This window comes from Flavitalea antarctica (assembly GCF_054461535.1).
This window is the reverse complement of sequence record NZ_JBTLQG010000047.1, coordinates 1-24613: the sequence shown is the minus strand read 5'-3', so window position 1 is coordinate 24613 and position 24613 is coordinate 1. Positions and strand designations below refer to the sequence as shown.

The following is a 24613-nucleotide window of genomic DNA, read 5'->3' as shown; positions in this document are numbered from 1 at the left end:
TTGGAAACTTATTTCTTCTTATAACGTGGAAGACTAAACGAAAACACACTGCCGTTTCCCGCAACGGAAGTCACCGAAATTCCACCCCCGTTTTTTTCGAGAAAATCTTTGCACAAGGAGAGTCCGACGCCAGTGCCTGATTCATCATTTGTTCCGCGTGTAGAGAAATATTCATTGTTAAACAGCAAACGGATATTAGCCTCACTGATTCCTATCCCGGTATCAGCAACGTTTATCTCGGTATTTTTTTCTGAAACATTTGCAGAAACAGTGATTGTTCCATTTTCAGGTGTAAACTTGATGGCGTTTGAAAGAAGGTTCCTTAGGACCAGGTTTACCATTTCACGGTCAGCATAACATTCAGCGGGTGCGATAACGCTCGAAATCAGGCGAATGTTTTTATTTGAGGCCTGTAGTCTGAGCAGTTTGAATACATCAGTAATCATTTGGCTCATCTCCAGTTGTTCCGGTTGAGCACTCGCATTTTTCATTTGATCGCGCGCCCACACCAGGAGATTTTCCATAAGGCCGGTAGCAAAGTTCATTTCATTGATGATTCCGGGAACCAACTCCTTAATTTCTTTTGAAGACATTTGTTGTCGTTGCATATTAAGGAACAGATTTCGGAGTGCATACATAGGTGTTTTAAGATCATGTGCTATCACAGAAAACATCTTATTTTTTACCTGGTTCAGTTCTGCAAGTTCTTTGGTCTGATGTTCCAGCAGCACAGCCTTCTCCCCTATTTGTTGTCTCTGATCTTCTATCTCCCGGTTTTGTCTCTGTAATTCGTCTCCTTTACTAACCAAGGTAAACTGGTAAATACTGTTCTCTTTTTTTATCAGATACAGTGCATAGAAAATCAATATGAGTGCCGATATATGGTTGATAAGGTAGAAACCGTAATTGACATGTTTCAGGTCAAAATAATATTGTCTTATAACGAGTGCAGAAAAAAAATAGCAGGTGGATGACAGGCAAAAAGAAAAAACAATGTTTCTGAAAGTCTGCAGAAAAAGGACGGACAATACGCCGTATAAAATAAAGAACAACTCGATGCCTACGTCTACTTGTCCAAGGTATGCAAGTGAAGTTGCAAGTGGGTAGAGACTAAAATAACAAATCCTTGAAAGTTCATAGTATCGTTCGTTATTCATCCAGAGCACCGTAAGGCTTATACATACCGGGCTGAACGCCGCAAACCAGGCAAGCGGCGGAAGATGTTGCTTTGCGAGGAGTCCAAGAACAGGTACAATTATCCCTGTGATGAGGCCGAGCAGGTTGAGCATGTTAAAAATGCTCATCTTTCGTTTCTCATATTCAGACATTTCCTGCGTGACCCCGATTGAATGAATGTAGCGCCGAAACCGTTCAAGATGTAAGGGCAATGCATAGATGATATTGGGAGTCAGCAGTTTTTGCACTGGTTAAGAACGACAATCAAACGATTTTATTACCGTTTGGCGGCAAGTAATTTCGGGGCCAGAAAATCAGGCACATAATGTGCATAATTTTGTGCTAAACAGGTGAATAACGAATGCAAAAAAAATTTGGATCACATAGGTTAAATGAGCTATCTTAGAAGTAACAAAAGAGAAGCAAAGATCTGAATAAGAAATAGCAGTTCGAAAGGATTGCAAATCTGATCAGAAACCAGCAACTCGAACAGGCATCAGGAATTGTAAGTATCATTTGCGAAAGCAAACACGACATACAGATCTTGGTGCTTTTTTTATGTTTTTATCCCTCTCCCATCTTTGGATAATGTAGAATGCGGTTGTCATATCGTGCACTTTCCACTATCACGTAATACACTTTCGTTCATATATAATACTCCGTTCTTGTATAACACTCTTCGACTCCCGCGAAGTACACTTCCATTCTGGTTTAGCATACACCCGGTGTCGCATAATACCTTCCACTTTTGTATGGTACACTATGGGTTCGCATAATACACCTCCGCTATCCTATGGTACTCCCCCAATCTCTTACAACGTTGCCTGCCCTCATTCCAATAAAGAAATCTTCCCATGTGGAAGGTTTTTCTCACGCCAACACCACTCATGAGCAGTTTATACTCAGATTCTTATGTCACCCATTAATTTATAATGAACAGTTTCACACCTTTACACAGCCCGGTGCGGGCACGATTTTTATTCTTCGTGCCACATGTCAGGAAACGAAACCAAGCCCGGATCTCAAAAATTACCGAAACAAAAGACTGATAGTCCCATATCGGGGGTGGACGATTCCACAGTTGAAAAAAGGCCCGGGGGATCCGACATATCAGGTCACCCGCCTGGCATCGCAGGGTATGAAGAACCCGTGGAAACAAATGGTGGCGAACAAGCAGAAACAACCGGAGACGAAATTTCCTCCGATGGTTCTGCATCTGCTTTCGAAGGCACAGAGGCCATCGATTCCCATGACCAGGATGATGCGCTCAGCCGGGAGAAAGACCGGTTGGATAATGATCCTTCCGGACGAAGCAATTACTGAAAATCATTTCAAAACCTTCCCACACCAAAAAATTCAGAAGCATCTCAAATCAACAAACTACAGCAGACCAGTAAAATACACAAAACATAAAACCACAAAGGAAAACAAAACATAAAACCACAAAAGAAAATTATGAAAACACTTCTATTTGCCGTTTCAATGCTTGCTTCCGCAGCAGCATTTTCGCAGGATTTCCAACTTGGTGTTAAAGGCGGGGTGAATATCAGCAACTACACTGGTGGGGATTTTGAAAACTCAGCCATCGTTGGCTTCCATGGAGGCATTATAGTAGGATTAATGCTGGGCGATCATTTTTCCATACAGCCGGAAGCGCTGTTTTCGGCCCAGGGCGCCAAGATCAAAGGTGTCAGCAACAATGAAGAAAAATTCAAGGTCTCTTACATCACCCTCCCTGTTCTGGCAAAATACCGGTTCACAGGTGGATTTTATATCGAGGCAGGCCCACAGGTCGGCTTTAAACTGGATGAAAGCATCCCTGATAACACCATCGAAAATTTTGCTGAGGATCTTGATCTGTCCATCGCGGCAGGAATTGGTTACCACAGCCCGATAGGACTGGGTATCGGGGCTCGTTACAATGCCGGGCTCTCCAAAGTGGGGAATTTTGATGCAAGTACCGCAAATCCTGACTTCAAAAACAGCACTCTTCAGTTTTTTGTATTTTATACGCTGTTTAATAATAAAAAGTAAAGCTGGCCCTGGCTGTCAACTTAACTTGTGGGAGCCCGGGATGGCTCCCATTTTTCTTTTTAACAGCCGGAAAACTATGGTCAGGATTGTATATCTATTCGTAGATTTGCAATACCTGAATAGCTGATTATTTCCTTGTGAAGTTCGTGTGTACTGCACTTTGGGAATATTTTGCAAAAATGTAGCATAGAAATTGATATCGTTCATCTTATAATAGTTTAACATGCAGATAAAATTTATAAAGAATATTCAATTCACCAGGTTAGTGAAGGCAGATGGAAGACTCAGGGAATTTAATTTCAGGAAACAAAACGGTCCGCAGGAAGGCGTCTTCACGGTAGATGTAAGTGATGATCGCGGTAACCGTATTATTTTTCATATGCAAAAGGAAGAAAATGTTTGGAAAATTGTCGAAAAACAGCTTCCTGAGTGGATATGGAAAAATGAATCAAAATTGAATGAGCTTATTGAAGAAGAAATGAAGAATGTCTGAACCGGCGTTCCCACTTTTGCAACAATCGCCATTGGACACCGATAATCAAAAGAATATACTCAGGGAGCTGAAAGCCTGGCAGCGTGAGATGCTCAGGAGCCCGGGTTTTTTTAACGGCCTGGCCAAAAAGCTGCAGACGAAGATAAATAGTTACATTCCTGAAAAGATACACCAGGGCATAACAACCGTGATCAAACAAATGATCCGCGGGGTTTTGTTTGGTGCAGAATTTACCAGTCCTGCGGGACTGGTAAATTCCTCCTTTGAAGAGAAGGAAACAATCGTCCGCGAAAAAATCGATTTTTATCGCAAAACAGCAGCCGTTGAAGGTGGACTTACCGGAGCGGGAGGTATTTTGCTTGGCCTGGCTGATTTTCCCCTGCTTATCGGCATTAAAATAAAGTTGCTGTTCGAAATTGCCGCGGCTTACGGCTTCGAGGTAAGCAATTACAAAGAGCGGCTGTATATACTGCATATTTTTCAACTCGCATTCTGCAGTGAACAACAACGAAAGACCTGCTTTCTACAGATGCAGGACTGGGATAACCATGTAAAAAAACTTCCTGCAGATATCAATGAATTTGATTGGAGAACATTTCAGCAGGAATATCGCGACTATATCGATCTCGCGAAGATGGCACAGCTTATTCCCGTAATCGGGGCTCCCGTAGGAGTCATAGTAAATAACCGGCTGATAAAAAAGTTAGGTAAAACGGCTATGATGGCTTACCGTATGCGATTACTGGATCAGGGCAAACTCCCCGGATGATTTTATGAAGCTTTAGTTAGTTGGAACATTCATCCCCGATAACGCTGCACATTCCCGTTAACGCTGTACATTATTAAATTGCCAGGTTGCCATCAGCCTTGCAGCTACTTCTTTCCCATTGACCAATGCAGATTCCACCGTTCCCGGCGCATCACCTTCATGCAAACCTTCTCCAGCAAAATAAACGGTACCCGCTATTGGCTGACGGAGCGTTTTCTTGATCTCTTTAGAACCCACCATCTCATAACTATAGGCTCCGAAAGAAAAAGGGTTATCTATCCAGTTAACAGCACGTGAGGCGATCAGCCTCTTTTCAAGCTCACTTTTATCCACGTTAAACATCGAAGCCAAAGATTCAAGCATCTGTTCCTTATAAACATCCTGGCTTTTCCCTGCATTGCGTATTGCAGAGGGGCCACCCAACCAGCCTGTTAACATCACCTGGTCCTTATGAAACCTCAGCCACCAGGTCGGAATTTTTTTGTCTGAAATAATCATCGCTGGTTTAGACAATTCTGAAGAAAAGAAATTATCAAACAATCCGAAATACTTAACGACCGATCCGAAGCCTATATACTTCGTGTTTTTCAACAACCCGGTGATAGATGGATTGAATTCAATCACCTGGGTTACATTGTTTATCCGTTGAATAATACCTATAGGTACTGTGATGATCACCTTCCTGGCATTATATACTTTTCCCCCGGAGGTTTTAACCGATACTTCGTTTTGCTTCCATTCAATCTTTTCAACTGCTACGCCGGTCATTACCTTACCACCGTTCTCATTTATTTTGCGGGCAAGGTATTTTGTCAACTGGCTGTAACCCGCTGGAATTCTATATTGCTCCGCGTGGTCCTGTTTCCATTCATTTAAGAGGAACTGCATACTCACCAGGTTTACATCTGCAAGGTCAAAGCCTTCAGCAAACCTGATTACTTCTTTTTTCAGTTCGTCATATTTTTTGTCCTTGTAATAAAGGTCAAGGAAAGATCGAAGTGACATGTCAATCTTAACCGTTTTCATCTTCTCAATCATCTCATCCCATCCATCTATAAAATCTTCAGTAGTGTTCCATTTGTTGTTTTTAATTTTAATCATTGTGTCCGTATCCGGTTCGTATTTTATTCCGGCTTCATCAAGCAATGCCAGCGTAACCGGCAGATCACCGTGAATAAATTCTGCTCCCAATTCCAACGGCACGGGAAAGGCAGGATCAGTAACTGTGTTGATTCTACCGCCTATCCTGTCATCGGCTTCAAGAATTAAAACATCCATTCCCTTTTCTGAAAGTTGTGTTGCGGCCATCAGCCCGCTTGCACCTGCGCCTATGATGATGATATCTTTGCTCATAGTAGATATGAATTAGTCAACGACGCTTAGTTCTACAAAAAAATTATTTATTTGAAACGTGGCCGGTGTGGCCACAGATTTTTACGAACTTGGTCTTAAATACCACACCAAATGTTTGCCATCCGGAGCTAAGGGTTTGAAGAAGACAGACCTCGCGTAAATGTAGAAACTTATATACAACTGCAACATCGCCAATTGATTGTACTATATTACGAATTCTGTCCGACAATTGTATTGAAACGATAAAAAAACAAGTATGGTTTGTGTTGAATTCACAACGACGATGATGAAGTATGATAAAAACGGTGATAAAACCAACTGGACCTTTATAAGGGTGAATGCTGATACCGCCGACAAAATAAAGCCAGGAGTAAAAACCACCTTCCGTGTATTTGGTCAGCTGGATGAGTACAAAATTTCACAGGTTGCGTTATTACCTACCGGAGAGGGTGATTTCATTATGCCGATCAATGCCACCATGCGAAAGCACCTCAGAAAACAAGCCGGGGCAAAGATAAAGGTCAGGATTGCAGCGGAACAATCGAAACCACCCCTTGATGCTGACCTTGTTCAATGCCTGAAAGAAGAACCTGATGCCTGGAAAACATTTTCAGCTTTGTCGCAATCGCATCAGCGCTATTTCAGTAACTGGGTGGAGAGCGCAAAAACCGATAATACCCGTGCTAAGCGAATAGCGCATACCATTACTGCCATGTTAAGGAACTGGGATTACGGGCAACTCATAAGATCTCTCAAAAGCAGCGATGAGAAGCATTGATAGGGTCTGCACGAGAAGCATTGCCATCAACTGATGACATCAATAGTTAATCTGTTAAGTTACAGATACGCAAATCCTTGACTTTGAAATTATACGGCAATTATTAACCAAAATTTAGATGCGATAATTCTATCCACAGTTTGTGAATAAGTAACTTTGAAAGCGTATCTCATTTAATTATATTTGGATAGAAGGTCTTTGAAGTGGAGACCAGGTTATTCCTGAACTTAAACAACCTGAAATTGACAGAAACTATAATCAACCTCGAGACGGTTAACCCTATTGAATTTTTCGGTGTTAACAATGGCAAACTAGATATACTAAAAAAGAAATTTCCCTTATTAAAAATACTTTCCCGCGGAACTCAGCTCAAATTAAGCGGCTCGCAGGAACAGGTTGGTTCAGCAAAAGATAAGATAGGTTTGATCGTTCAGTACCTGGAAAAAAACGGGCATATGAGCGAGAATTATTTTGAACAGATCCTGGGCGGCGATGATGCTGAAACTGTTGACAACTTCGTTGACCGCAATCCTAATGACATTCTTGTTTTTGGGCCTCACGGAAAAACCGTAAGAGCCCGCACGGTGAACCAAAAGAAAATGGTTCAGTTCGCCGATAAAAATGATGTACTTTTTGCTATCGGGCCCGCAGGTACCGGTAAAACATATACCGCGGTCGCATTAGCCGTACGCGCGTTAAAAAATAAGCAGGTTAAAAAGATAATTCTTACAAGGCCCGCAGTCGAGGCCGGAGAAAGTCTTGGATTTTTGCCGGGTGATCTGAAAGAAAAAATTGACCCGTATCTCCGTCCTTTATATGACGCCCTCGATGATATGATTCCGGCCGACAAACTTGGTTATTATATGAGTACCCGGGTTATTGAGATCGCCCCGCTTGCTTATATGCGTGGCCGGACCCTGGATCATGCATTCATCATCCTCGATGAGGCACAAAATGCTACCGATCTGCAGATTAAAATGTTCCTTACCCGTATTGGCTCCAATGCGAAAGCAATCATTACCGGTGACCTTACACAGGTTGATCTTCCAAAGAACCAACGGAGCGGATTGGAGAAAGCCGTCAGGATTCTAAAGAATATCGATGGAATTGCTCATATCGAACTGGATGAAGAGGATGTAGTGCGTCACCGCCTCGTTAAAGCGATAATACGGGCTTATGATAAAGACAAGGTGAATGATCCGGAGCCACAACAATGGAAAAGCTATAAAGACAGGACCGCCAGTGCAGGAGCAAATCCGGCAAAAGAAGCATAAACCCTGACATTCGTTTAGCAGGGGAAGGATGACTAAATAGATAATAAGGATGAAAAGAACAGCGGTAATTTTATTGGCCATTCTCACGGCATGTGGCGGACAAGGGCGTTATCCCAAAGCTGAAGATGCACAGGATGCCGGCCGGGAATTCATCCGGGCCACGCTCGATGGTGAACATGACAAAGCCAAATTTTACCTGCTCCAGGATACCACTAACCTTCTGCTGCTTAAACAGCAGGAGGCAAATTATAACCAGTTAAGCGGAAAAGAAAAAAACAAGTTCAGGGAATCGTCTATCAGGCCAGTGGAGATAAAACCGGTTAACGATTCGGTTACCCTTTATAAGTACTATAATACCCACCATGACAAGGATACTACAACGCTTCGCATAGTCAGGGTAAACTCAGACTGGGTGGTTGACCTGAAGTCTATCATAAAAATGTGACAGTGATCGTTGGTTTTTTGATTTACTTTGCATCCACAAAATAAACAAAATCACTTATATGATGACTGTCTCTCATCCCTGGCATGGGGTACCCTATGGCGAAAATGCACCGGAAGTTGTGAATGCTATAATAGAAATTCCACAAGGCTCCCGTTGTAAATATGAAATTGATAAAGCGAGCGGGTTACTGAAACTGGATAGGGTGATCTACTCCTCCTTCTATTATCCATGCAATTACGGATTCATCCCGCAGACATATGGTTACGATAAGGATCCACTTGATATAATGGTGCTGACTTCGTTACCTGTCCAGGCGCTGTGCCTTATGGACGCGAAAGTGATTGGGGTTATGGGTATGATCGACGGTGGCGACGCTGATGATAAGATCATTGCAGTTGCTGCTAATGACCCAAGTGTTAAACACTACAATGATATTGAAGAACTACCCAAACACTTTTTCGACGAACTCCGTCACTTCTTTGAAGAGTATAAAAAACTGGAAAATAAAACAGTAGTGGTTGAAGAGTTCCAGGGCAAGGCAACCGCACTTAAGATCATTAACGACGCCATTAATTACTATAAAGAAGTGTTTGGCAAAAAATAAAAGGTGCTTAACGATATCGTTTTATAATTCGCAACTGGTGGGTCCGCTCACCAGTTTCTTTATTTATTATTCCCATATTATCGATCCGGTCAATTCGTACTTTGACAGAGGAATGCAAAATTTCGCTTTCATTGAGTAAAATCCCAACATGGGTAATGCGGCCCTCAGGATTATCAAAAAAGGCCAGGTCGCCGCATTGTGCTTCCTGTAAAAACCCTACTATTTCGCCCTGGGTGGCCTGTTGGGACGCATCTCTTAGAATCGGTTTGTTGAAGAATTTGTACACCGTCTGGCAAAATCCGCTGCAATCGATTCCAAATATGCTTTTTCCACCCCAGAGATAACTTGTGTTAAAAAACGAAAATCCAACCTCACGGATCTTTTCATCTTCAAATGGCAGCGAAGAAGGATCTATCAATGAGCCGCTGAACATAATCAACTGATCAGCCCAGCTTGCTTTTCCGTTTACAAGCCCTGGTATTTGAGAGCCTAATGGCACACGCATGGGAATACCGTTAAAGTTAATTTCAGTCTCCCAATCACCTGTAAGCATAGCTGGTGCATTGATGGGGCCTTCCAACTCTGAGACGTGTCCATGTTGACACCATCCTTCATAGCCGTCATAATTACACCTGATCTTTATCCAGTTGTCTTTCCCTTCTTCCAGGATGAGGCACTGCTCGCCAAAAACCTGTTGACTGACCATCTCTGCACGATGTGAAGGTTCTGCACGCATCGGACTAACAGGTACACAGCAAATTCCTGGTATCATAATAACCTTTTAATATAATAGTGATTCAATTAAACCCAACATAACGTCTACCCACATCTTTTATTTGCAGTGCACCGGCCAAACGTTACTTGATGCTGAAAATCGCCAGCCTCGCGTGAATGATGGCACCTTGAAAATAAAACCGCTGAAAATTATGAAATCTTTTGCGCAATGCATCTTACTGATGAGGGGTAACCCGTTCCTATTTGAACAAAAATTGACTATTTTCAACAGGTGAGTAAAGACCCGAATGCACATATCAGCGACCAGGAACTTCTCGAAAATTTTTACCGGGATCGCGACAATTACTGGCTGGGTATATTGTTTCAACGGTATACGCTGTTGCTTTTGGGTGTTGGAATGAAATACCTTAAAAATGAGGAAGAAGCCAAGGACAGTGTACAGCAGATTTTTTTGAAGGCCATAACCGAATTACACAAATACAAGGTCGAATATTTCAAGTCCTGGCTCTACATGGTTGCTAAAAACCACTGCCTGATGAAATTGCGCGACCGGCAGCATATTGTGATCACGGAAATTAAAGAGCAGATGGCTATCGCGCCGGCTGAAGATCTCTCCCTTTCGCTTCATATTGAAAAAAACCGGCAGCTTGAGCTGATGAATGAGAGCCTCAAAGAATTGAGTAAGGAACAACAACTCTGCTTAACTTTGTTCTACCTTGAAAAGAAGTCGTATCAACAAATAACTGATCAGACGACCTTCAGCCTCCTGCAGGTGAAAAGTTATATTCAGAATGGGAAAAGAAATCTTAAATTATTGCTACAAAAAAAAATGAGTCAGTGATGATATGAACCATGAGTAACGATCTTTTAAAAATATTATCAAACAGTAATAAAGATATAGATAACCAGAAACTCATGGATTATCTCAGTGGCAAATTGCCCGAACATGAGAAACATGAAGTTGAAACCTGGATGAACGAGAACGATTTCGCTAATGAAGCAATTGAAGGATTACAAAAGTTTGATGATAAGAAAGATCTCCAGCTTTATGTTGACCAGCTAAACAAGGAACTTAACAAGTATATTGAAAAGAAAAAATCACGTAGGGATAGAAAAAAGATCAAAGAAAGTCCGTGGATGTATCTTACCATTTTTCTTATTCTTCTTTTTGTTGTGATCGGATACCTGATTATTCATCAATTGATGAAATGACGATGTAATTCCAACCATATGAGTCACTAAGTTTTTCACTTGATCGAATGGTGTTGCTTAATTACTTTATCGACTGGTGATGCTTAATATTTTTCTTTGTTTTCTTTCTTTTTCCATTCTTCGAAAACCTCGGTTGAACTCATTCTTTCGATGTTTGCCATCGGTATCTTTCTGAGCTCAATTGCCGTTTGAAGCTGATCATAGATAAAATGATCATCAAAGCCGGCATCTGCGGCATCATGGCGGGTACAGGCATAATACACATTATCTGGCCTGGCCCAATAGATCGCTCCAAGGCACATGGGGCATGGCTCACAGGAGGTATAAAGATCGCAGCCCGTCAATTGGTACGTGCCCAGTTGTGAACAAGCCTTGCGTATGGCCACTACTTCCGCATGGGCCGTCGGGTCATTTGTTGAAGTAACTGAATTCATTCCCCGTGCAATTACGGTATCATCTTTGACAATGACACAGCCAAAAGGGCCTCCAACGCCGGAGTTCATTCCCTGCCTGGCAAGATCAATGGCCATGGCCATAAATTTTTTACGAGGGTCATCCATGTACGTTAATTTACATCAAATTTACGTATCGTATCTCCGGTTATACATCAACCCCAAACTAATTGCATGAAAAAATTTTCGCTCCTGGTTTTATTTGTTGTCACCAATTTCTATGTTTTTGCTCAAAAGATCAGTTATATCGTATCGTTCCCAAACATAAGTCATCATGAGGCAGCGATCAGCCTGACAGTATCGGGCCTGGTGCAGAAAAACGCCATCTTCCGCATGAGCCGGTCTTCTCCCGGCCGTTATGCCACCCATGAATTTGGCAAAAATATTTATGATGTCAGGGCATTTGATAAAACCGGCAAACAGATTACCATAAACCGAATTGATGGGGACGTTTACGAGGTCCCGCGGCATGACGGTTATGTAAGAGTTGATTATACACTGTTTGCGAATCATCCTGACGGCACCTATGCAGGCATCGATCCTGCCAGTATACATCTCAATGCCCCGGCTACTTTTTTATGGTTGAAAGGTGCTGACAAATCACCGATAGACGTAAAATTTAATCTGCCGCCCGGAAAAGCCTGGACCATCGCCACCCAGCTGAAGCCTGGTCCTGACTCCACCTTCTTCAGCGCCCGCGATTTTCAGTACCTTATGGATTCACCGGTCAGCATTGGAGAACTGCACTGGAAGGAATGGACCCAGGCTAACCCTGATAAAAAAACTTATACCTTCAGACTGGCCCTGGAAGCCACTGCTAATGATAGCTCGGTCGAAAGGTTTGCCAGGAACATTGCCAAAATTACCAGCCAGGCCCAGGCGGTTTTTGGTGAGTTACCGGCCTTTGATTATAACACTTATACCTTTCTGAGCGGTATAAATTCCTATGTAAAAGGCGACGGTATGGAACACCGGAACTCCACGGTCATAAACATTCCGGGACAGTTCACCGGGAACTCAGCTCCATCAGTATTTGCCCACGAGTTTTTTCATGCCTGGAATGTTGAAAGGATAAGGCCAAAAACATTGGAACCTTTCAACTTTGAGAAAAGCAATATGAGTAATGAACTATGGTTCGCAGAAGGGTTCACTCAATATTATGGCGAGCTGCTGTTGCAACGTTCTGGGTTCCGTGGCATTGAAGAATATACCGGAACGCTCAGTTCTCTTGTCAATACCAAGGAAAATACCGCCGGTGCAAAACGTTTCTCTCCGGTTGAAATGAGTCGCCATGCTGTTTTTGTGGATGCGGGTGTATCGATTGACAAAAACAATTACGCCAACATGTACACGTCATATTATCCCTATGGCGCCTCCATCGCGCTGGCCCTGGACCTTGAGCTGCGTTCAAGGTTCAGATCAAGCCTTGATATCTTTATGCAGGGCGTGTGGAAACGGTTTGGTGTTAAAGAGCAACCATATACAGTTTCAGGTCTCGAATCGGTTCTTGCCGAAGTCACAAAAGATAAAACCTTCGCCGCTGAGTTTTTTAGCCGGTATATCACCGGACATGAATCTTTCAATTATGCCCCGTTACTTGAAAAGGCAGGTTTGAAACTTACGCAACCAGGGAAAGGGACTGCGTGGTTAGGCAACGTGGCATATAGGCAGGATCTGTCGCTGAACGGGGCAACAATTGCCGGTACGCCATTGTACGAGGCAGGACTCGATGCAGACGACAAGATCATTGAACTTGATGGTAAAAAGATCACCACACAAAGTGATCTGAGAAGTGTGATAGAAGCCCACAAACCGGGTGACAAGGTGAATATACAATACCAACACAGGGATAAAATAATAAGCGGAGAAATTGTTTTCAGTGAGAACCCGTCCTATACTGTGAGAACTTACGAAAAAGAGAATATCAAACTAACACCTGAAATCATTGAATTCAGAAAAAAATGGAGGGGAGAAAAATAGTTCGATAGCAAGACAGACGTGGATGGTGGGTTTCCTGCGTGTGGCAGGCTGATCAAATCAAAATAACGATGGCATCCTTACCAGGGATGCCATCATGATATATCGTGGTTAGTAATTAACGGGTGATGATGAGCTGATGATGATTATTAGCTGAGAACGATCAGACGAAAATTATTGATACTGAATATAAACCGGTTGGGGCTTCAGTTTGAGAATTTCAGCAGGCGTCATTACATGACTGTTTGCTTCCCTCAGGTCATTTTTATAGAATAATTTAAACCCGGTAAACTGTACCGGTTCTTTATGAATGAACTGGCGATAAGTGTTGATTTTACGGGCCTGGTGTCCCCAGCCATCCATGTCCATCACAATCTGCACTTCCGGACGTTTCTTGATCTGCTGATAGTTGGTAACCATTTTCTGAGTGAATCTGTGTACCACCAGGATCTTAGGAGGCAGGTTGTGTTCCTTTACCAGTTTAGCAAGGTAATCCGTGGTATAGTTGATATCCGCAGCATCGAAGGTGCCTACCACTTTGCCGGGAGCCTGTCCGCCTTTCATAGAAAATTCAGGATCAATTCCAAAATGAACATGTGGCATCTTGAGATACTTTTCAAATTCAGGCAATTCTTCCTGGAGCGTGCTCAAACCAACCTGGATGTCAATGAACACCAGGGCATTGATCTTTTCTGCCATGGCCAGTACCTTGTCGATCTGGTTGAAGGGCATCCTTAACCTGTACTTATTGCCTTTTCCAGGGCTTCCCTGGGCAGTTATTGCTATATAATGCAATGCAGGAACAACTTCAAGTGCCGAATCCGCTGCCTGCCATTTCTTTACTTCACCCTGGAGCTTTTCAAGCATTTCTTTTTCAGGCAATTCTCCAAGTATTCCCATCCTGGTCGAATACAGGTTACCGTAATAAGCAATGATCCTCTTAAATGGTAAAATTGCGCCTGGTAATGGATAGTCCGCCTTAACCGGCCATTTGCCAGATGAATCCTTATTGGTGATATGAGTGGTTAACTTGTCGTAAAGAAGCGTGTCGAGGTATGAAGGTGCGGCAACAACAGTCTCTGCTACTTCGGACGGTGGCAGTGTATCTTTTGGATTGCCGGTACCCGGACTTGCGACTACATCTGCATTTGTTGAAAAACATGACGATGCTGTCGAGATCACTGCCATCAGTGCTATAGATCTGAAAAATTTCACGGGGCTTATTCTGTTTAATTGTTTAGCTGATGTCACACAATCCATTATGTACATGAATTAATTTTTGAAAAAACGGGATCGGCCTGTATTTATTTCAAGCAGGCTGATATTTATTCGCCGCAAGATAGTATCGCAAATCCTAATTGATGAAAAAGAACCACTCTAATACACACCAGTAAATACTTTTCTCTATCTGTTTTTCAAAATAGTGATCATCTCAGGATACAGTTAAGGCTTCAACAAATGCTGCGAGTCTGAAATATTACGGTCCTGCAAAACGAAGACCAAGATCCTGCAAATTGAACAACCAGGTCCTGCAGCTACTAAAGGCTAGTCAATTTTAATACCAAAAGATCAATTCATGAGAAACACATGGTTTCTGGGTAGAAGCCGGTAATTCACCAAGCCGGCATTTGCTAAGGTATCCATAAAATTTAGTCTACACATTTGGTAGACTATTAGATTATTCTTAGTATTGCAACTGATACCAATATTTCCCTGTTTGTTATTCTTTTTAATATGAAAAAACTTCTACCAGCTGCTTTGTTGGCTATGACCGTATTGACATCATTTGAGCGTTCTGTTATTACCAACCAGCAGAAGACGGTGACGGGGAAAATCATCGGGACAGCAAACGAGGGGATCAGCAATGCGTATGTTTATGTTGTTGCGGGGGAAGAAGAAACCCTTTCCATCAGCAACGGTAACTTCTCCCTGAAGACCTGGCAACCTCTGCCACTTGTATTAGTCATCGAACACAATGATTTTGAAAAACAAAGAATTGTAATCAGGGCTGCAGGAAAGCCTGTTACTATAAAATTGTCGGAACGGAAAAACTGAAGACTTTTTCTTATAATACCAAACCAACGGCCGGTGTTTCTACATCGGCTTTTTTCGTTCGGGAAGCGTACCTCGGAATGGTGGTGATCGCCCAACAGGGGATGGTTTATCCGTTATGGTTGGCTGCACGACATAGTTTACCCAACTGAGTCTTTGTCAAAAGAAAAAAGGCTGTCTTAAAAGACAACCTTCAATTATTTTGAAAGAATTATGTAAAAGATAGTCTACCCCTTTCAGCGTTTTGATTGCTCCGGCGCTTGCGTCTGTCAGGAATATCTAACCAACAAACTCTAACCTTGCATACTTCTGGTGAAACTCAAAGCCCGACTTTCGGCTGAAACACGAACCCTGCTGCTTCCTAGAAAACACAAACCTTGCATCCTTCCGGTGAAACACAAACCCTGCAACTTCCTATAAGACTCAAATGTTGCATCTTTCTGGTAAAGCTCAAAGCTCCAGTTTCGGCTGAAACACAAACCCTGCCGCTTCCTATAAAACGCAAAACTTGCAATCTTGAGGGGACAAACAAGCCTAGCAACCTTTCAATTTACAAACCTTGCGGTCCCATCGGCAACCGGCAACCGGCAAACAAATGGCGATTTAGGCCCTTTGTTTCGCGGCTGGTTTCTTCTTCGAAATTTTAAGCGCTGCGTCGATACCCTTACTCAGGTTCTCGAGCGTCGGCTTACCGGCAAAGGGTTCCCCATTGATAAAGAAAGTAGGAACATCCCTCACACCCATATCCAGACCCTCTAACAGGTCGTTACGAACATGCCAGCCATATGTTGAGTTCATCAGTTCCTCAAGAAACTTTTTATTGGTAACCCCTGCTTCTTTAGAATGCACTTTCAGGCTGGTCAGTCCCAGGTTACGACGCTGGGCAAAAATGATATTATGCATTTCCCAGAACTTTCCTTCCTGGGAGGCTGCAACCGCCGCCTCAGCCGCTTTCATGGAACGCTGGTAAACCTGCGTAAGCGGGAAGTGCCTGAAATTGAAGTTCATCTTATCTTCATACTTATCCATCAGTTGCTTTACAACTTCATTGGCCTTTGCGCAGGCTTCGCTTTCATAATCTCCGAATTCAACCAGTGTGACAGGTGCATCAGGGTTTCCCGTGATTATGTTCTTGGGCGGGATAACCTCTACGATAACCTTTGCTTTTGGTGGCATATTTTCTTCTGTTTTGTCTTTAAATTTTTGCTTATGTGTGTTTTTCGATTTCCGCTGCTTCATTCCTGAATACAACAACTCCGTCGAATACATCAATAAGCACCTGTTGGGATCTGTCGACCTCGCCGGCAAGTATTTTCTTACTCAGCTGGTTAACGACTTGTTTTTGAATCAGCCTTTTTAATGGACGGGCGCCAAACTGGGGATCGAAACCGTTTTCTGCGAGATAATCAATCGCATATTCACTAAACGTTATTTGTATTCCGTTTTTCGCTACCAGGTCTTTCAGATGCTGCAATTGAATCGAAATGATACCCTTGATATCTTTTTTCAGCAAAGGCTGGAACATGATCACCTCGTCAATACGGTTCAGAAACTCCGGCCGGATCGTCTGGCGTAACAGTTCCAGAACTTCCCGACGTGTATTATCTACAACATCTTCAATGTTCATTTCGTTCACATCTTCAAAATTACTTTGGATAATATGGCTGCCCATATTACTTGTCATAATAATGATGGTATTCTTAAAATTGACTACCCTACCCTTTCCGTCGGTCAGTCTTCCGTCGTCCAATACCTGCAATAATACATTAAAAACGTCAGGATGCGCCTTTTCGATTTCGTCCAAAAGGACCACAGAATAAGGCTTTCTCCTCACTGCTTCGGTCAATTGGCCGCCTTCATCATATCCAACATATCCCGGAGGAGCACCAACCAGACGGCTCACAGAATGTTTCTCCTGGTACTCGCTCATGTCGATCCGGGTAAGCATCCCCTCATCATCAAACAGGTATTCTGCCAGGGCGCGGGCAAGTTCGGTTTTACCTACTCCCGTGGTTCCCAGGAAGATAAACGATCCAATCGGGCGCTTAGGATCCTGCAAACCGGCACGGCTACGACGGATAGCATCAGCCACCGCAACGATAGCCTCTTCTTGTCCAACTACTCTTTTATGTAATTCGTCCTCCAAATGCAAAAGCTTTTCCCGCTCGCCTTTAAGCATTTTTGATACCGGTATTCCGGTAGCTTTGGCGACTGACTGGGCGATATCTTCAGCATCCACTTCTTCTTTTAACAATCTTTTTTCAGATAACTGGCCAAGTTGGGCGGTTAATTCCTGCATTTTCGCCTCGGTTTCCTTCACTTTTCCATACCGGATCTCTGCCACACGGCCATAATCGCCATTTCTTTCGGCTTGTTCCGCTTCCTGTTTCAACTGCTCGATATTCGCTTTTGAGCTCTGTATTTTCTCAACCAGTTCCTTTTCCTGGAGCCATTTCGCTTTCAGGGTATCGCGTTGAACACTAAGGTTACCGATCTCAATTCCAAGCTCCTTAAGTTTTGCCTCATCATTTTCCCTCTTAATGGCTTCACGCTCAATTTCCAGCTGACGAATACTGCGTTCGAGCTTATCCAACTCTTCAGGCATTGAATTCATCTCAAGCCTGAGTTTGGCTGCACTTTCATCGATCAGGTCGATGGCTTTATCTGGCAGGAAGCGCTCGGTCATATACCGTTGAGATAATTCAACGGCCGCAATAATTGCGTCATCCTTGATCCTGACATGATGGTAGGTTTCGTATCTCTCCTTAAGGCCCCTCAAGATGGAAACGGCATCTTCAATGGAGGGTTCATCTATCATAACCCGCTGGAACCTTCTTTCGAGGGCCTTATCTTTTTCAAAAAACTTCTGAAACTCATTCAGGGTTGTGGCTCCTATCGCTCTTAGTTCGCCGCGTGCCAGTGCTGGTTTGAGGATGTTTGCTGCATCCATTGCACCTTCTCCGCCACCTGCGCCAACAAGCGTGTGGATCTCGTCAATAAACAGGATGATTTCGCCATCACTGCCCGCAACTTCCTTGATTACGCCTTTTAACCTTTCTTCAAACTCTCCTTTATATTTTGCTCCTGCGATCAGAAGCCCCATATCCAGCGCATAAATGGTTTTGGACTTCAGGTTTTCGGGTACGTCCCCATTCACAATCCTATGGGCAAGTCCTTCAGCAATAGCGGTTTTACCAACACCGGGTTCTCCCACCAATATCGGGTTGTTCTTACTGCGGCGCGACAGGATGTGTAAGGTTCTCCTGATCTCTTCATCACGACCTATCACGGGGTCCAGCTTTCCGGCCCTCGCCATTTCATTGAGGTTCTTAGCGAACTTATTCAGCGCATTGTGCTGGGTCTCCTGAGTCTGGGATGAAATGGTGGAACCCTTCCTGAGATCCTTGATTGCGGTAATTAATCCCTTTTCGGTTGCACCGGCATCTTTCAACAACTTCCCGGTATTGTCGTTGTTCAGCAAAATGGCCAGCAACAGGTGCTCCACACTGACAAACTCATCGCCGAATTGCTTTAGCAGGGTACCTGCCTTCAACAGCACATTGTTGGCATCACGGCTTAGAGTCTGAGCTGCGGTGCCGGTATCCGACTTAGGTAAACGGGCGATACTCTCATCGATTTTACTCTCCAGGAATGCCGGGTTTATGTTGTTTTTCTTCAACAGAAACTCGACGGGCGAGTCCTCGTTAGTGAGTAACGCTTTTAATATATGTTCGGATTCAATACTAGGATTGCCATTATTGTACGCAATCTGTTGAGACTGCGCAATAATTTCCTGTGCCTTAATTGTGAAATTATTTGGATTCATACGCTTCAGTTATTGCTTTTTACAAGTATTTTTAAATGCAAATGCTACTCCAAACCGATCCCCCGGCAAGTATGTCACGAAAATTGAGTTTCACCTGTCTGATATGCAGGCTCGTCTGCCTGTTTATGCTATTCTGGCTGCCAGCCAGCAGTCAATACGATTTTACGGACCTTACCGATCAGCTCAAACGATCCCAAAAGCAACTTGGAAACAATGCTGTAACGCTCGTATTTAAAGACGATTCACTCATCTATAAACAGGAGATCGGTGAAGGTTTCACTGCAAAAACCGCCGCACCCGTAGCGAGTGCAAGTCAGTGGATCGCAGCAGCAACCATCATGACCTTTGTTGACCAGGGCAAACTTAAGCTGGACGACCCGGTGGCTAAATATTTACCAATTTTTACGCGTTACGCAAAGGGTTATCTTACAATCCGGCATTGTTTGTCCAACACCACTGGTATCGAGTCTGAAAAGGGTAAAATCAGTAAGCTCATCGGCGGCCGAAAAAAATTTGCCACCCTCGAAGAAGAAGTAAATGCGATCGCTGCCAGGGAAATTTCCAACAATCCAGAAAAAGAATTTCATTACGGCAACCTCGGAATAAATATAGCTGCCCGTGTAGTGGAAGTGATTGGTAAAAAAAGTTTTGACCGTCTGGCACAGGAAAGAATCACGCGGCCATTGAAAATGCGTGCTACCACTTTTACTGATGATAACGGTGGCGCCATCAATCCCGCCCTGGGAGCAAGATCTTCAGCAAATGATTACCTGAACTTCCTGGTAATGATCCTGAATAACGGCAAGTTCGAAGGCAAACAAATTTTAAGTGAGAATGCATTGCAGGAAATGCAGAAGCAACAATTTGCCGGCCTCCCGGTGGCCTTTAAACCTGCCGAGGCAGCGGGCTTTGAATTCGGACTAGGCAACTGGATTGAAGCTAAGGACTCTGAAGAAAAAGCTACAGTTATTGGATTTCCCGGTTCCACCGGAACCTGGGCTGTGGTAGACAAGTGTCGCAAATATGCTGCAATCATTTTTGTGAAAAACGCGGCTGATGATATACCACAAAGGATCTACCTTGATCTTAAAGCTGCGATTGATGAGCAGGTCAAGTCGACCTGTTTCTGACTTAACAAGGGCGGCGCATTGCACAAAAAGTAAATAAGCCATTGTGTTCTACAAAAGGGCTGGCCCAATTGAAAAAAAGGCTGGTTCAATTGAATGAACCAGCCAGTATATGCATTATAAATATTACCGTAAATCAGGATGATCAGATATACTGATTGATGATATTCTCCAACCATTCCTGCCTTCCACTCTGCAACTTCACTTCTCCATTCGCGATAGCAAACTCGCGCAGGTCCTCGAGTGATAATTTGCCCGTCTCGAATTCTTTTCCTTTGCCGGTGTCAAAAGATGAATACCTGTCCTTGCGGAATTTTTTATAAGCTGACTTCGTAAGAATATTATCGGCTATAACAAGTGCCCTTGCAAAAATATCCATACCGCCGATATGGGCGTAGAACAGATCTTCATGGTCAGTCGAATTTCTTCTGAGTTTGGCATCGAAATTTATACCGCCTCCGCCAAATCCGCCGGCTTCCTGGATCACGAGCATCGCTTCTACGAGGTCGTTGATGTTATTGGGGAACTGGTCAGTGTCCCATCCATTCTGGTAATCGCCGCGGTTAGCATCAATACTTCCCAGCATACCCGCATCGGCCGCAACCTGCAATTCATGCTGAAAGGTATGCCCGGCAAGTGTGGCATGGTTCACTTCGGCGTTTATTTTAAAGTCTTTGTCCAGCCCGTAATGACGTAGAAAACCGATCACAGTGGCACTATCATAATCGTACTGGTGTTTGGTTGGTTCACATGGCTTTGGTTCAATAAAGAACACTCCTTTAAACCCTTGTTTACGTGCATAGTCGCGCGCCATACCAAGGAACCTGCCAAGATGATCCACCTCCCGCTTCATGTCTGTGTTAAGCAAAGACATATAGCCTTCGCGTCCACCCCAGAAAACATAGTTTTCACCACCAAGTGCAATTGTTGCGTCGATGGCATTTTTTACCTGTGTTGCCGCGTAGGAAAGAGCATGAAAATCAGGATTGGTTGAAGCCCCGTTCATGTAACGCGGATTGGAAAATACGTTTGCCGTTCCCCATAACAATTTAACACCACTTGATTTTTGTTTTTCTTTGGCATAACTAACGATGTTGCCCATGCGCTTTTCATACTCGTCGATTGTGTTGCCTTCATCAACCAGGTCCGTGTCATGAAAACAATAATAGGGAACGCCCAGCTTCGTGATAAATTCAAAAGCGGCATCCATTTTATCCTTTGCTCTTTGATCGGCATCCGGCGACGCATCCCAGGGGAAGAGTTTGGTACCCGGACCAAACGGATCGGCGCCTGCATTACAGAACGAGTGCCAGTATGCTACGGCAAATCTCAAATGTTCTTTCATCGTTTTGCCTCCAACAACCCTGTTTTCATCGTACCATTTAAAGGCAAGGGGGTTGTCTGATTCTGGTCCTTCAAAACCAATCTTGCCAATTCCTTTAAAGTACTCTTTGCTACCTAATGTGATACTCATAAATTTTAATTTATATCGTGTATGCTGATAAACCTGATTTCCAGTATTCGTAAGCTGCAATATTTGATGATTGAAGCGCTTTGGTCGGTTCGATTCTTTTGACTACCTCCATTCCGCGGAAACTTTCTGCAAAGGACCTGAATGCGCCGCAACCTACCCCGGCGGCGCGGGCTGCACCTGTTGCGCCATCTGTGTTGTATAATTCAATATCACATCCCGTGGTATTGGAGAAAGTGGTTGCAAAAACATCGCTCAAAAACATATTTGCGTATCCTGCCCTGATCGTTTTCATACCCAGGCCCATCCCCTCCATAACTTCCATACCATATCTCAAAGCGAACACGATACCTTCCTGCGCTGAACGGGCTATATGTGTGCGATCGTGCCTGTTGAACTGAACACCCTGGAGGCCGGCGCCGGGGTCTTTGTTTTCTAAAACTCTTTCCGCTCCGTTACCGAAAGGATAGAACCTTACTCCGTCAGAGCCAACAGGTGAGCGGGAAACTTCATCATTTAACTGGTCATAAGACATTCCGGAAAAAAAGTTGCGGCGCAGCCAACTGTTGAGACTACCGGTGCCATTAACACATAACAAAACGCCATAACGTGGATGCTCATCCGAATGGTTGACATGCACAAAGTTGTTGACCCTTGAACGTGGATCGTAATTCACCTGGTCTATTACGCCATAGATTACTCCTGAGGTTCCTGCTGTTGCCGCAACCTCACCTGGGTTAAGCACATTAAGTGAGTAGGCATTATTGGGTTGGTCGCCTGCGCGATAACAAACCGGTGTACCCGCTTTAAGACCAAGCAGCTCAGCAGCCTCTGCTGTAACCCTGCCCTGTTCTCCGAAAGTTGGGACAAGGCGCGCTATTTTATTTTCATCAATTCCATAATACTTTAAGAGTTCTTTGGCCAGTGTTTTTTCAGGGAAATTCCAGAAAATTCCTTCAGACAAACCAGATACTGTAGTGGCTCCTTCGCCGGTTAGTCTCATCGCAATGAAATCACCCGGTAACATGATCTTGTCAATCCGATCATACAGTTCCGGTTCATTTTCTTTCACCCATTTGAGTTTCGAAGCTGTGAAATTTCCGGGGGAATTCAGAAACCTCTTCAGGCAGTACTCATGTCCTAATTCTTCAAAAGCCTGGTTACCGGTCTCAACCGCGCGGCTGTCGCACCATATTATCGAAGGTCTCAATACCTTTCCTTCCTTGTCGACGCAAACGAGTCCGTGCATCTGGTACGAAATACCTATACCGGCAATTTCATCACCCTTAAAATTCACCTGCGATCTTACTTTTTGTGTGGCAGCAATCAATTCATTCCACCAGATCTCCGGGTCCTGTTCAGCAAAACCCTGCCTGGGTGCGGATATCAGCATTTCATTTGCAGGGGAAAATGCACTGGCTACAGTTTTACCTGTCGCTAATTCAAGCAGTGCGGCTTTTACAGACGATGATCCAATATCAAATCCTAATGTATATTTCACATGCAAACGTTTACCAGAAGATTGTGTATAGTGTTGTTAGTATTGCGAGAACAATGATGGTTCCGACGGCAAAGCCTTTATCGAGTTTGAACATCTTCGCATCGATCTCCAGGCCATTCGTTTTTAAGCCTTTTTTATGCTCGTACAGGCTAATGATCACCATTCCAATCACACAAAGGACAAATACAAATCCCATCCTGTCGAGGAACGGGATTTCATAAACTCCGCCTCCGTTCCGCTGTGCAAACCCATAAGGAGACAAAGCACTAAGGTCTCCAAAATAAGGCAGGAATTTAAAGATCATTGAAAATATAAATCCGCCGACAGTTGCAAAAAGCGCCGCATTGGATGTAGTTTTCTTCCAGAAAAATCCGAGGAGAAACATCGCAAAGATACCCGGGCTTACAAAGCCAGTGTACTCCTGTATATACTGGAAGCCCTGTTTGCCCTCTCCCATTAATTTCTCCCCCACAACAAAAGACAGGATCATTGCCATTATCATAGAGATCACCACCGCCACTTTTCCGACATTCACCAGTTTATGGTCGTCCGCATCCTTATTAATTACTTTCTTATAAATATCAAGGGAAAAAATGGTGGCTATACTATTGGCCTTTCCGGCAAGCGAAGCTACAATTGCTGCGGTCAGCGCTGCAAAGGCAAGTCCCTTCAAACCTGTGGGCAAAAGGTTAAGCAATGTTGGATAAGCTTTATCAACGGCAAGTGTTCCTTTCGAATCAAGTAATTCGCCACCGGTAAAATATCCTTTCTGATTAAGTATGTACACCGCAATACCTGGCAACACTACTATTACCGGCATCAGGAGCTTCAGGTAAGCGGCGAAAAGTATCCCGCTTCTTGCGGTTTTCAGATCTGCACCGAGGGCACGCTGAGTTATATACTGGTTGCAACCCCAGTAATTCAGGTTAGTGATCCACATACCACCCACCAAAACGGTGATACCTGGCAGGTCAAGGTAATTAGGGTTGTCTTTTTTCAAGATCATATGAAAATGATCGTCCGCTTCGCGGCGCATAATGCCTAACCCTTCCATTGCGCGTCCCATGCTGTAATCGCCACCGGTAGTGTCCACCAGCAGGTTCAAAGCCAGGTATGTTGCCACAAGACCGCCAAGGATCAGGAAAAATACCTGGATAACATCTGTGTATCCGATCACCTTCATACCACCAAGCGTAATGAAAATAGCAAAGATGGCGAGACCAATCATACAGACATTGAGGTCAACCCCGGAGATTCCACTCACAGCCAGCGCACCGAGGTACAGGATGGACATCAGGTTCACAACCACATAAAGAAATAACCAGAATATGGCC

The 24613-nt window shown here is 43.8% G+C and carries 23 protein-coding genes; 13 read left to right on the top strand and 10 right to left on the bottom strand.

All coding sequences use genetic code 11. The features are described from left to right. Positions 1-8 precede the first annotated feature (8 nt). Entirely contained in the window at positions 9-1424 is a 1416-nt protein-coding gene (locus tag ACX0G7_RS25065) for a sensor histidine kinase (RefSeq protein ID WP_458926283.1), read from the bottom strand. A 745-nt stretch (positions 1425-2169) separates the two neighbouring features. On the opposite strand from ACX0G7_RS25065, the gene ACX0G7_RS25060 reads away from it, so the two are divergent. From ACX0G7_RS25060 to ACX0G7_RS25045, 4 genes are all read left to right on the top strand, one after another. Then, on the top strand, positions 2170-2499 hold the full coding sequence (locus ACX0G7_RS25060) for a hypothetical protein (RefSeq protein ID WP_458926282.1): 330 nt from the start codon (positions 2170-2172) through the stop codon (positions 2497-2499). A gap of 132 nt (positions 2500-2631) precedes the next feature. After that, complete coding sequence (locus ACX0G7_RS25055) at positions 2632-3210, top strand: porin family protein (protein ID WP_458926281.1); 579 nt, start codon at positions 2632-2634, stop codon at positions 3208-3210. 223 nt (positions 3211-3433) lie between these two features. Continuing rightward, positions 3434-3703, top strand: coding sequence for a hypothetical protein (locus tag ACX0G7_RS25050; protein ID WP_458926280.1), 270 nt, complete (start codon positions 3434-3436; stop codon positions 3701-3703). After that, on the top strand, positions 3696-4472 hold the full coding sequence (locus ACX0G7_RS25045) for an EcsC family protein (RefSeq protein ID WP_458926279.1): 777 nt from the start codon (positions 3696-3698) through the stop codon (positions 4470-4472). Before ACX0G7_RS25050 ends, ACX0G7_RS25045 begins: the two co-directional genes overlap by 8 nt. A gap of 57 nt (positions 4473-4529) precedes the next feature. Here ACX0G7_RS25045 and ACX0G7_RS25040 read toward each other — a convergent pair whose 3' ends face one another. Beyond that, positions 4530-5825: a flavin monoamine oxidase family protein gene (locus ACX0G7_RS25040; protein WP_458926278.1), complete on the bottom strand. Its 1296-nt coding sequence runs from the start codon at positions 5823-5825 to the stop codon at positions 4530-4532. 256 nt (positions 5826-6081) lie between these two features. Here ACX0G7_RS25040 and ACX0G7_RS25035 point away from each other — a divergent pair, with 256 nt between their 5' ends. The 4 genes from ACX0G7_RS25035 (at position 6082) to ACX0G7_RS25020 (ending at position 8926) form a co-directional block, all read left to right on the top strand. Beyond that, positions 6082-6603, top strand: coding sequence for a YdeI/OmpD-associated family protein (locus tag ACX0G7_RS25035; protein ID WP_458926277.1), 522 nt, complete (start codon positions 6082-6084; stop codon positions 6601-6603). A gap of 242 nt (positions 6604-6845) precedes the next feature. Beyond that, on the top strand, positions 6846-7877 hold the full coding sequence (locus ACX0G7_RS25030) for a PhoH family protein (protein WP_458926276.1): 1032 nt from the start codon (positions 6846-6848) through the stop codon (positions 7875-7877). Between the two features lie 49 nt (positions 7878-7926). Continuing rightward, positions 7927-8322 carry a hypothetical protein gene (locus ACX0G7_RS25025; protein ID WP_458926275.1) on the top strand — a complete coding sequence of 132 codons (396 nt, stop codon included), beginning with the start codon at positions 7927-7929 and terminating at the stop codon, positions 8320-8322. Between the two features lie 58 nt (positions 8323-8380). Beyond that, complete coding sequence (locus tag ACX0G7_RS25020; protein ID WP_458926274.1) at positions 8381-8926, top strand: inorganic diphosphatase; 546 nt, start codon at positions 8381-8383, stop codon at positions 8924-8926. 7 nt (positions 8927-8933) lie between these two features. Here ACX0G7_RS25020 and ACX0G7_RS25015 read toward each other — a convergent pair whose 3' ends face one another. After that, positions 8934-9698: a C40 family peptidase gene (locus ACX0G7_RS25015; RefSeq protein WP_458926273.1), complete on the bottom strand. Its 765-nt coding sequence runs from the start codon at positions 9696-9698 to the stop codon at positions 8934-8936. Between the two features lie 234 nt (positions 9699-9932). Here ACX0G7_RS25015 and ACX0G7_RS25010 point away from each other — a divergent pair, with 234 nt between their 5' ends. After that, a complete protein-coding gene (locus ACX0G7_RS25010; RefSeq protein ID WP_458926272.1) occupies positions 9933-10502 on the top strand; it encodes an RNA polymerase sigma factor in 570 nt (189 codons plus the stop codon). A gap of 11 nt (positions 10503-10513) precedes the next feature. Next, the gene (locus ACX0G7_RS25005; protein ID WP_458926271.1) at positions 10514-10873 is read left to right on the top strand and encodes a hypothetical protein; all 360 of its coding nucleotides are present in this window, start codon (positions 10514-10516) and stop codon (positions 10871-10873) included. Between the two features lie 83 nt (positions 10874-10956). Here ACX0G7_RS25005 and ACX0G7_RS25000 read toward each other — a convergent pair whose 3' ends face one another. After that, a complete protein-coding gene (locus ACX0G7_RS25000) occupies positions 10957-11433 on the bottom strand; it encodes a nucleoside deaminase (RefSeq protein WP_458926270.1) in 477 nt (158 codons plus the stop codon). A gap of 66 nt (positions 11434-11499) precedes the next feature. On the opposite strand from ACX0G7_RS25000, the gene ACX0G7_RS24995 reads away from it, so the two are divergent. Beyond that, complete coding sequence (locus ACX0G7_RS24995) at positions 11500-13305, top strand: M61 family metallopeptidase (protein WP_458926269.1); 1806 nt, start codon at positions 11500-11502, stop codon at positions 13303-13305. A 171-nt stretch (positions 13306-13476) separates the two neighbouring features. On the opposite strand, the gene ACX0G7_RS24990 is transcribed toward ACX0G7_RS24995, so the two are convergent. After that, positions 13477-14517 carry a hypothetical protein gene (locus ACX0G7_RS24990; protein ID WP_458926268.1) on the bottom strand — a complete coding sequence of 347 codons (1041 nt, stop codon included), beginning with the start codon at positions 14515-14517 and terminating at the stop codon, positions 13477-13479. 519 nt (positions 14518-15036) lie between these two features. Between ACX0G7_RS24990 and ACX0G7_RS24985 the strand changes: the two genes are divergently transcribed. Beyond that, entirely contained in the window at positions 15037-15357 is a 321-nt protein-coding gene (locus ACX0G7_RS24985) for a hypothetical protein (RefSeq protein WP_458926267.1), read from the top strand. A gap of 600 nt (positions 15358-15957) precedes the next feature. On the opposite strand, the gene ACX0G7_RS24980 is transcribed toward ACX0G7_RS24985, so the two are convergent. Further along, the gene (locus ACX0G7_RS24980; protein WP_458926266.1) at positions 15958-16530 is read right to left on the bottom strand and encodes a DsbA family protein; all 573 of its coding nucleotides are present in this window, start codon (positions 16528-16530) and stop codon (positions 15958-15960) included. Positions 16531-16561: 31 nt separating this feature from the next. Continuing rightward, positions 16562-19180 carry an ATP-dependent chaperone ClpB gene (gene clpB, locus ACX0G7_RS24975; protein ID WP_458926265.1) on the bottom strand — a complete coding sequence of 873 codons (2619 nt, stop codon included), beginning with the start codon at positions 19178-19180 and terminating at the stop codon, positions 16562-16564. Positions 19181-19215: 35 nt separating this feature from the next. Here clpB and ACX0G7_RS24970 point away from each other — a divergent pair, with 35 nt between their 5' ends. Next, a complete protein-coding gene (locus ACX0G7_RS24970; RefSeq protein WP_458926264.1) occupies positions 19216-20310 on the top strand; it encodes a serine hydrolase domain-containing protein in 1095 nt (364 codons plus the stop codon). Between the two features lie 142 nt (positions 20311-20452). Here ACX0G7_RS24970 and xylA read toward each other — a convergent pair whose 3' ends face one another. The 3 genes from xylA to ACX0G7_RS24955 all read right to left on the bottom strand — a co-directional run. Further along, a complete protein-coding gene (xylA, locus tag ACX0G7_RS24965; protein ID WP_458926263.1) occupies positions 20453-21781 on the bottom strand; it encodes a xylose isomerase in 1329 nt (442 codons plus the stop codon). Between the two features lie 10 nt (positions 21782-21791). After that, positions 21792-23279: a xylulokinase gene (locus tag ACX0G7_RS24960; protein ID WP_458926262.1), complete on the bottom strand. Its 1488-nt coding sequence runs from the start codon at positions 23277-23279 to the stop codon at positions 21792-21794. A gap of 10 nt (positions 23280-23289) precedes the next feature. After that, the coding region (locus ACX0G7_RS24955) for a sodium:solute symporter family transporter (RefSeq protein ID WP_458926261.1) at positions 23290-24613 on the bottom strand (1324 nt) is incomplete at its 5' end.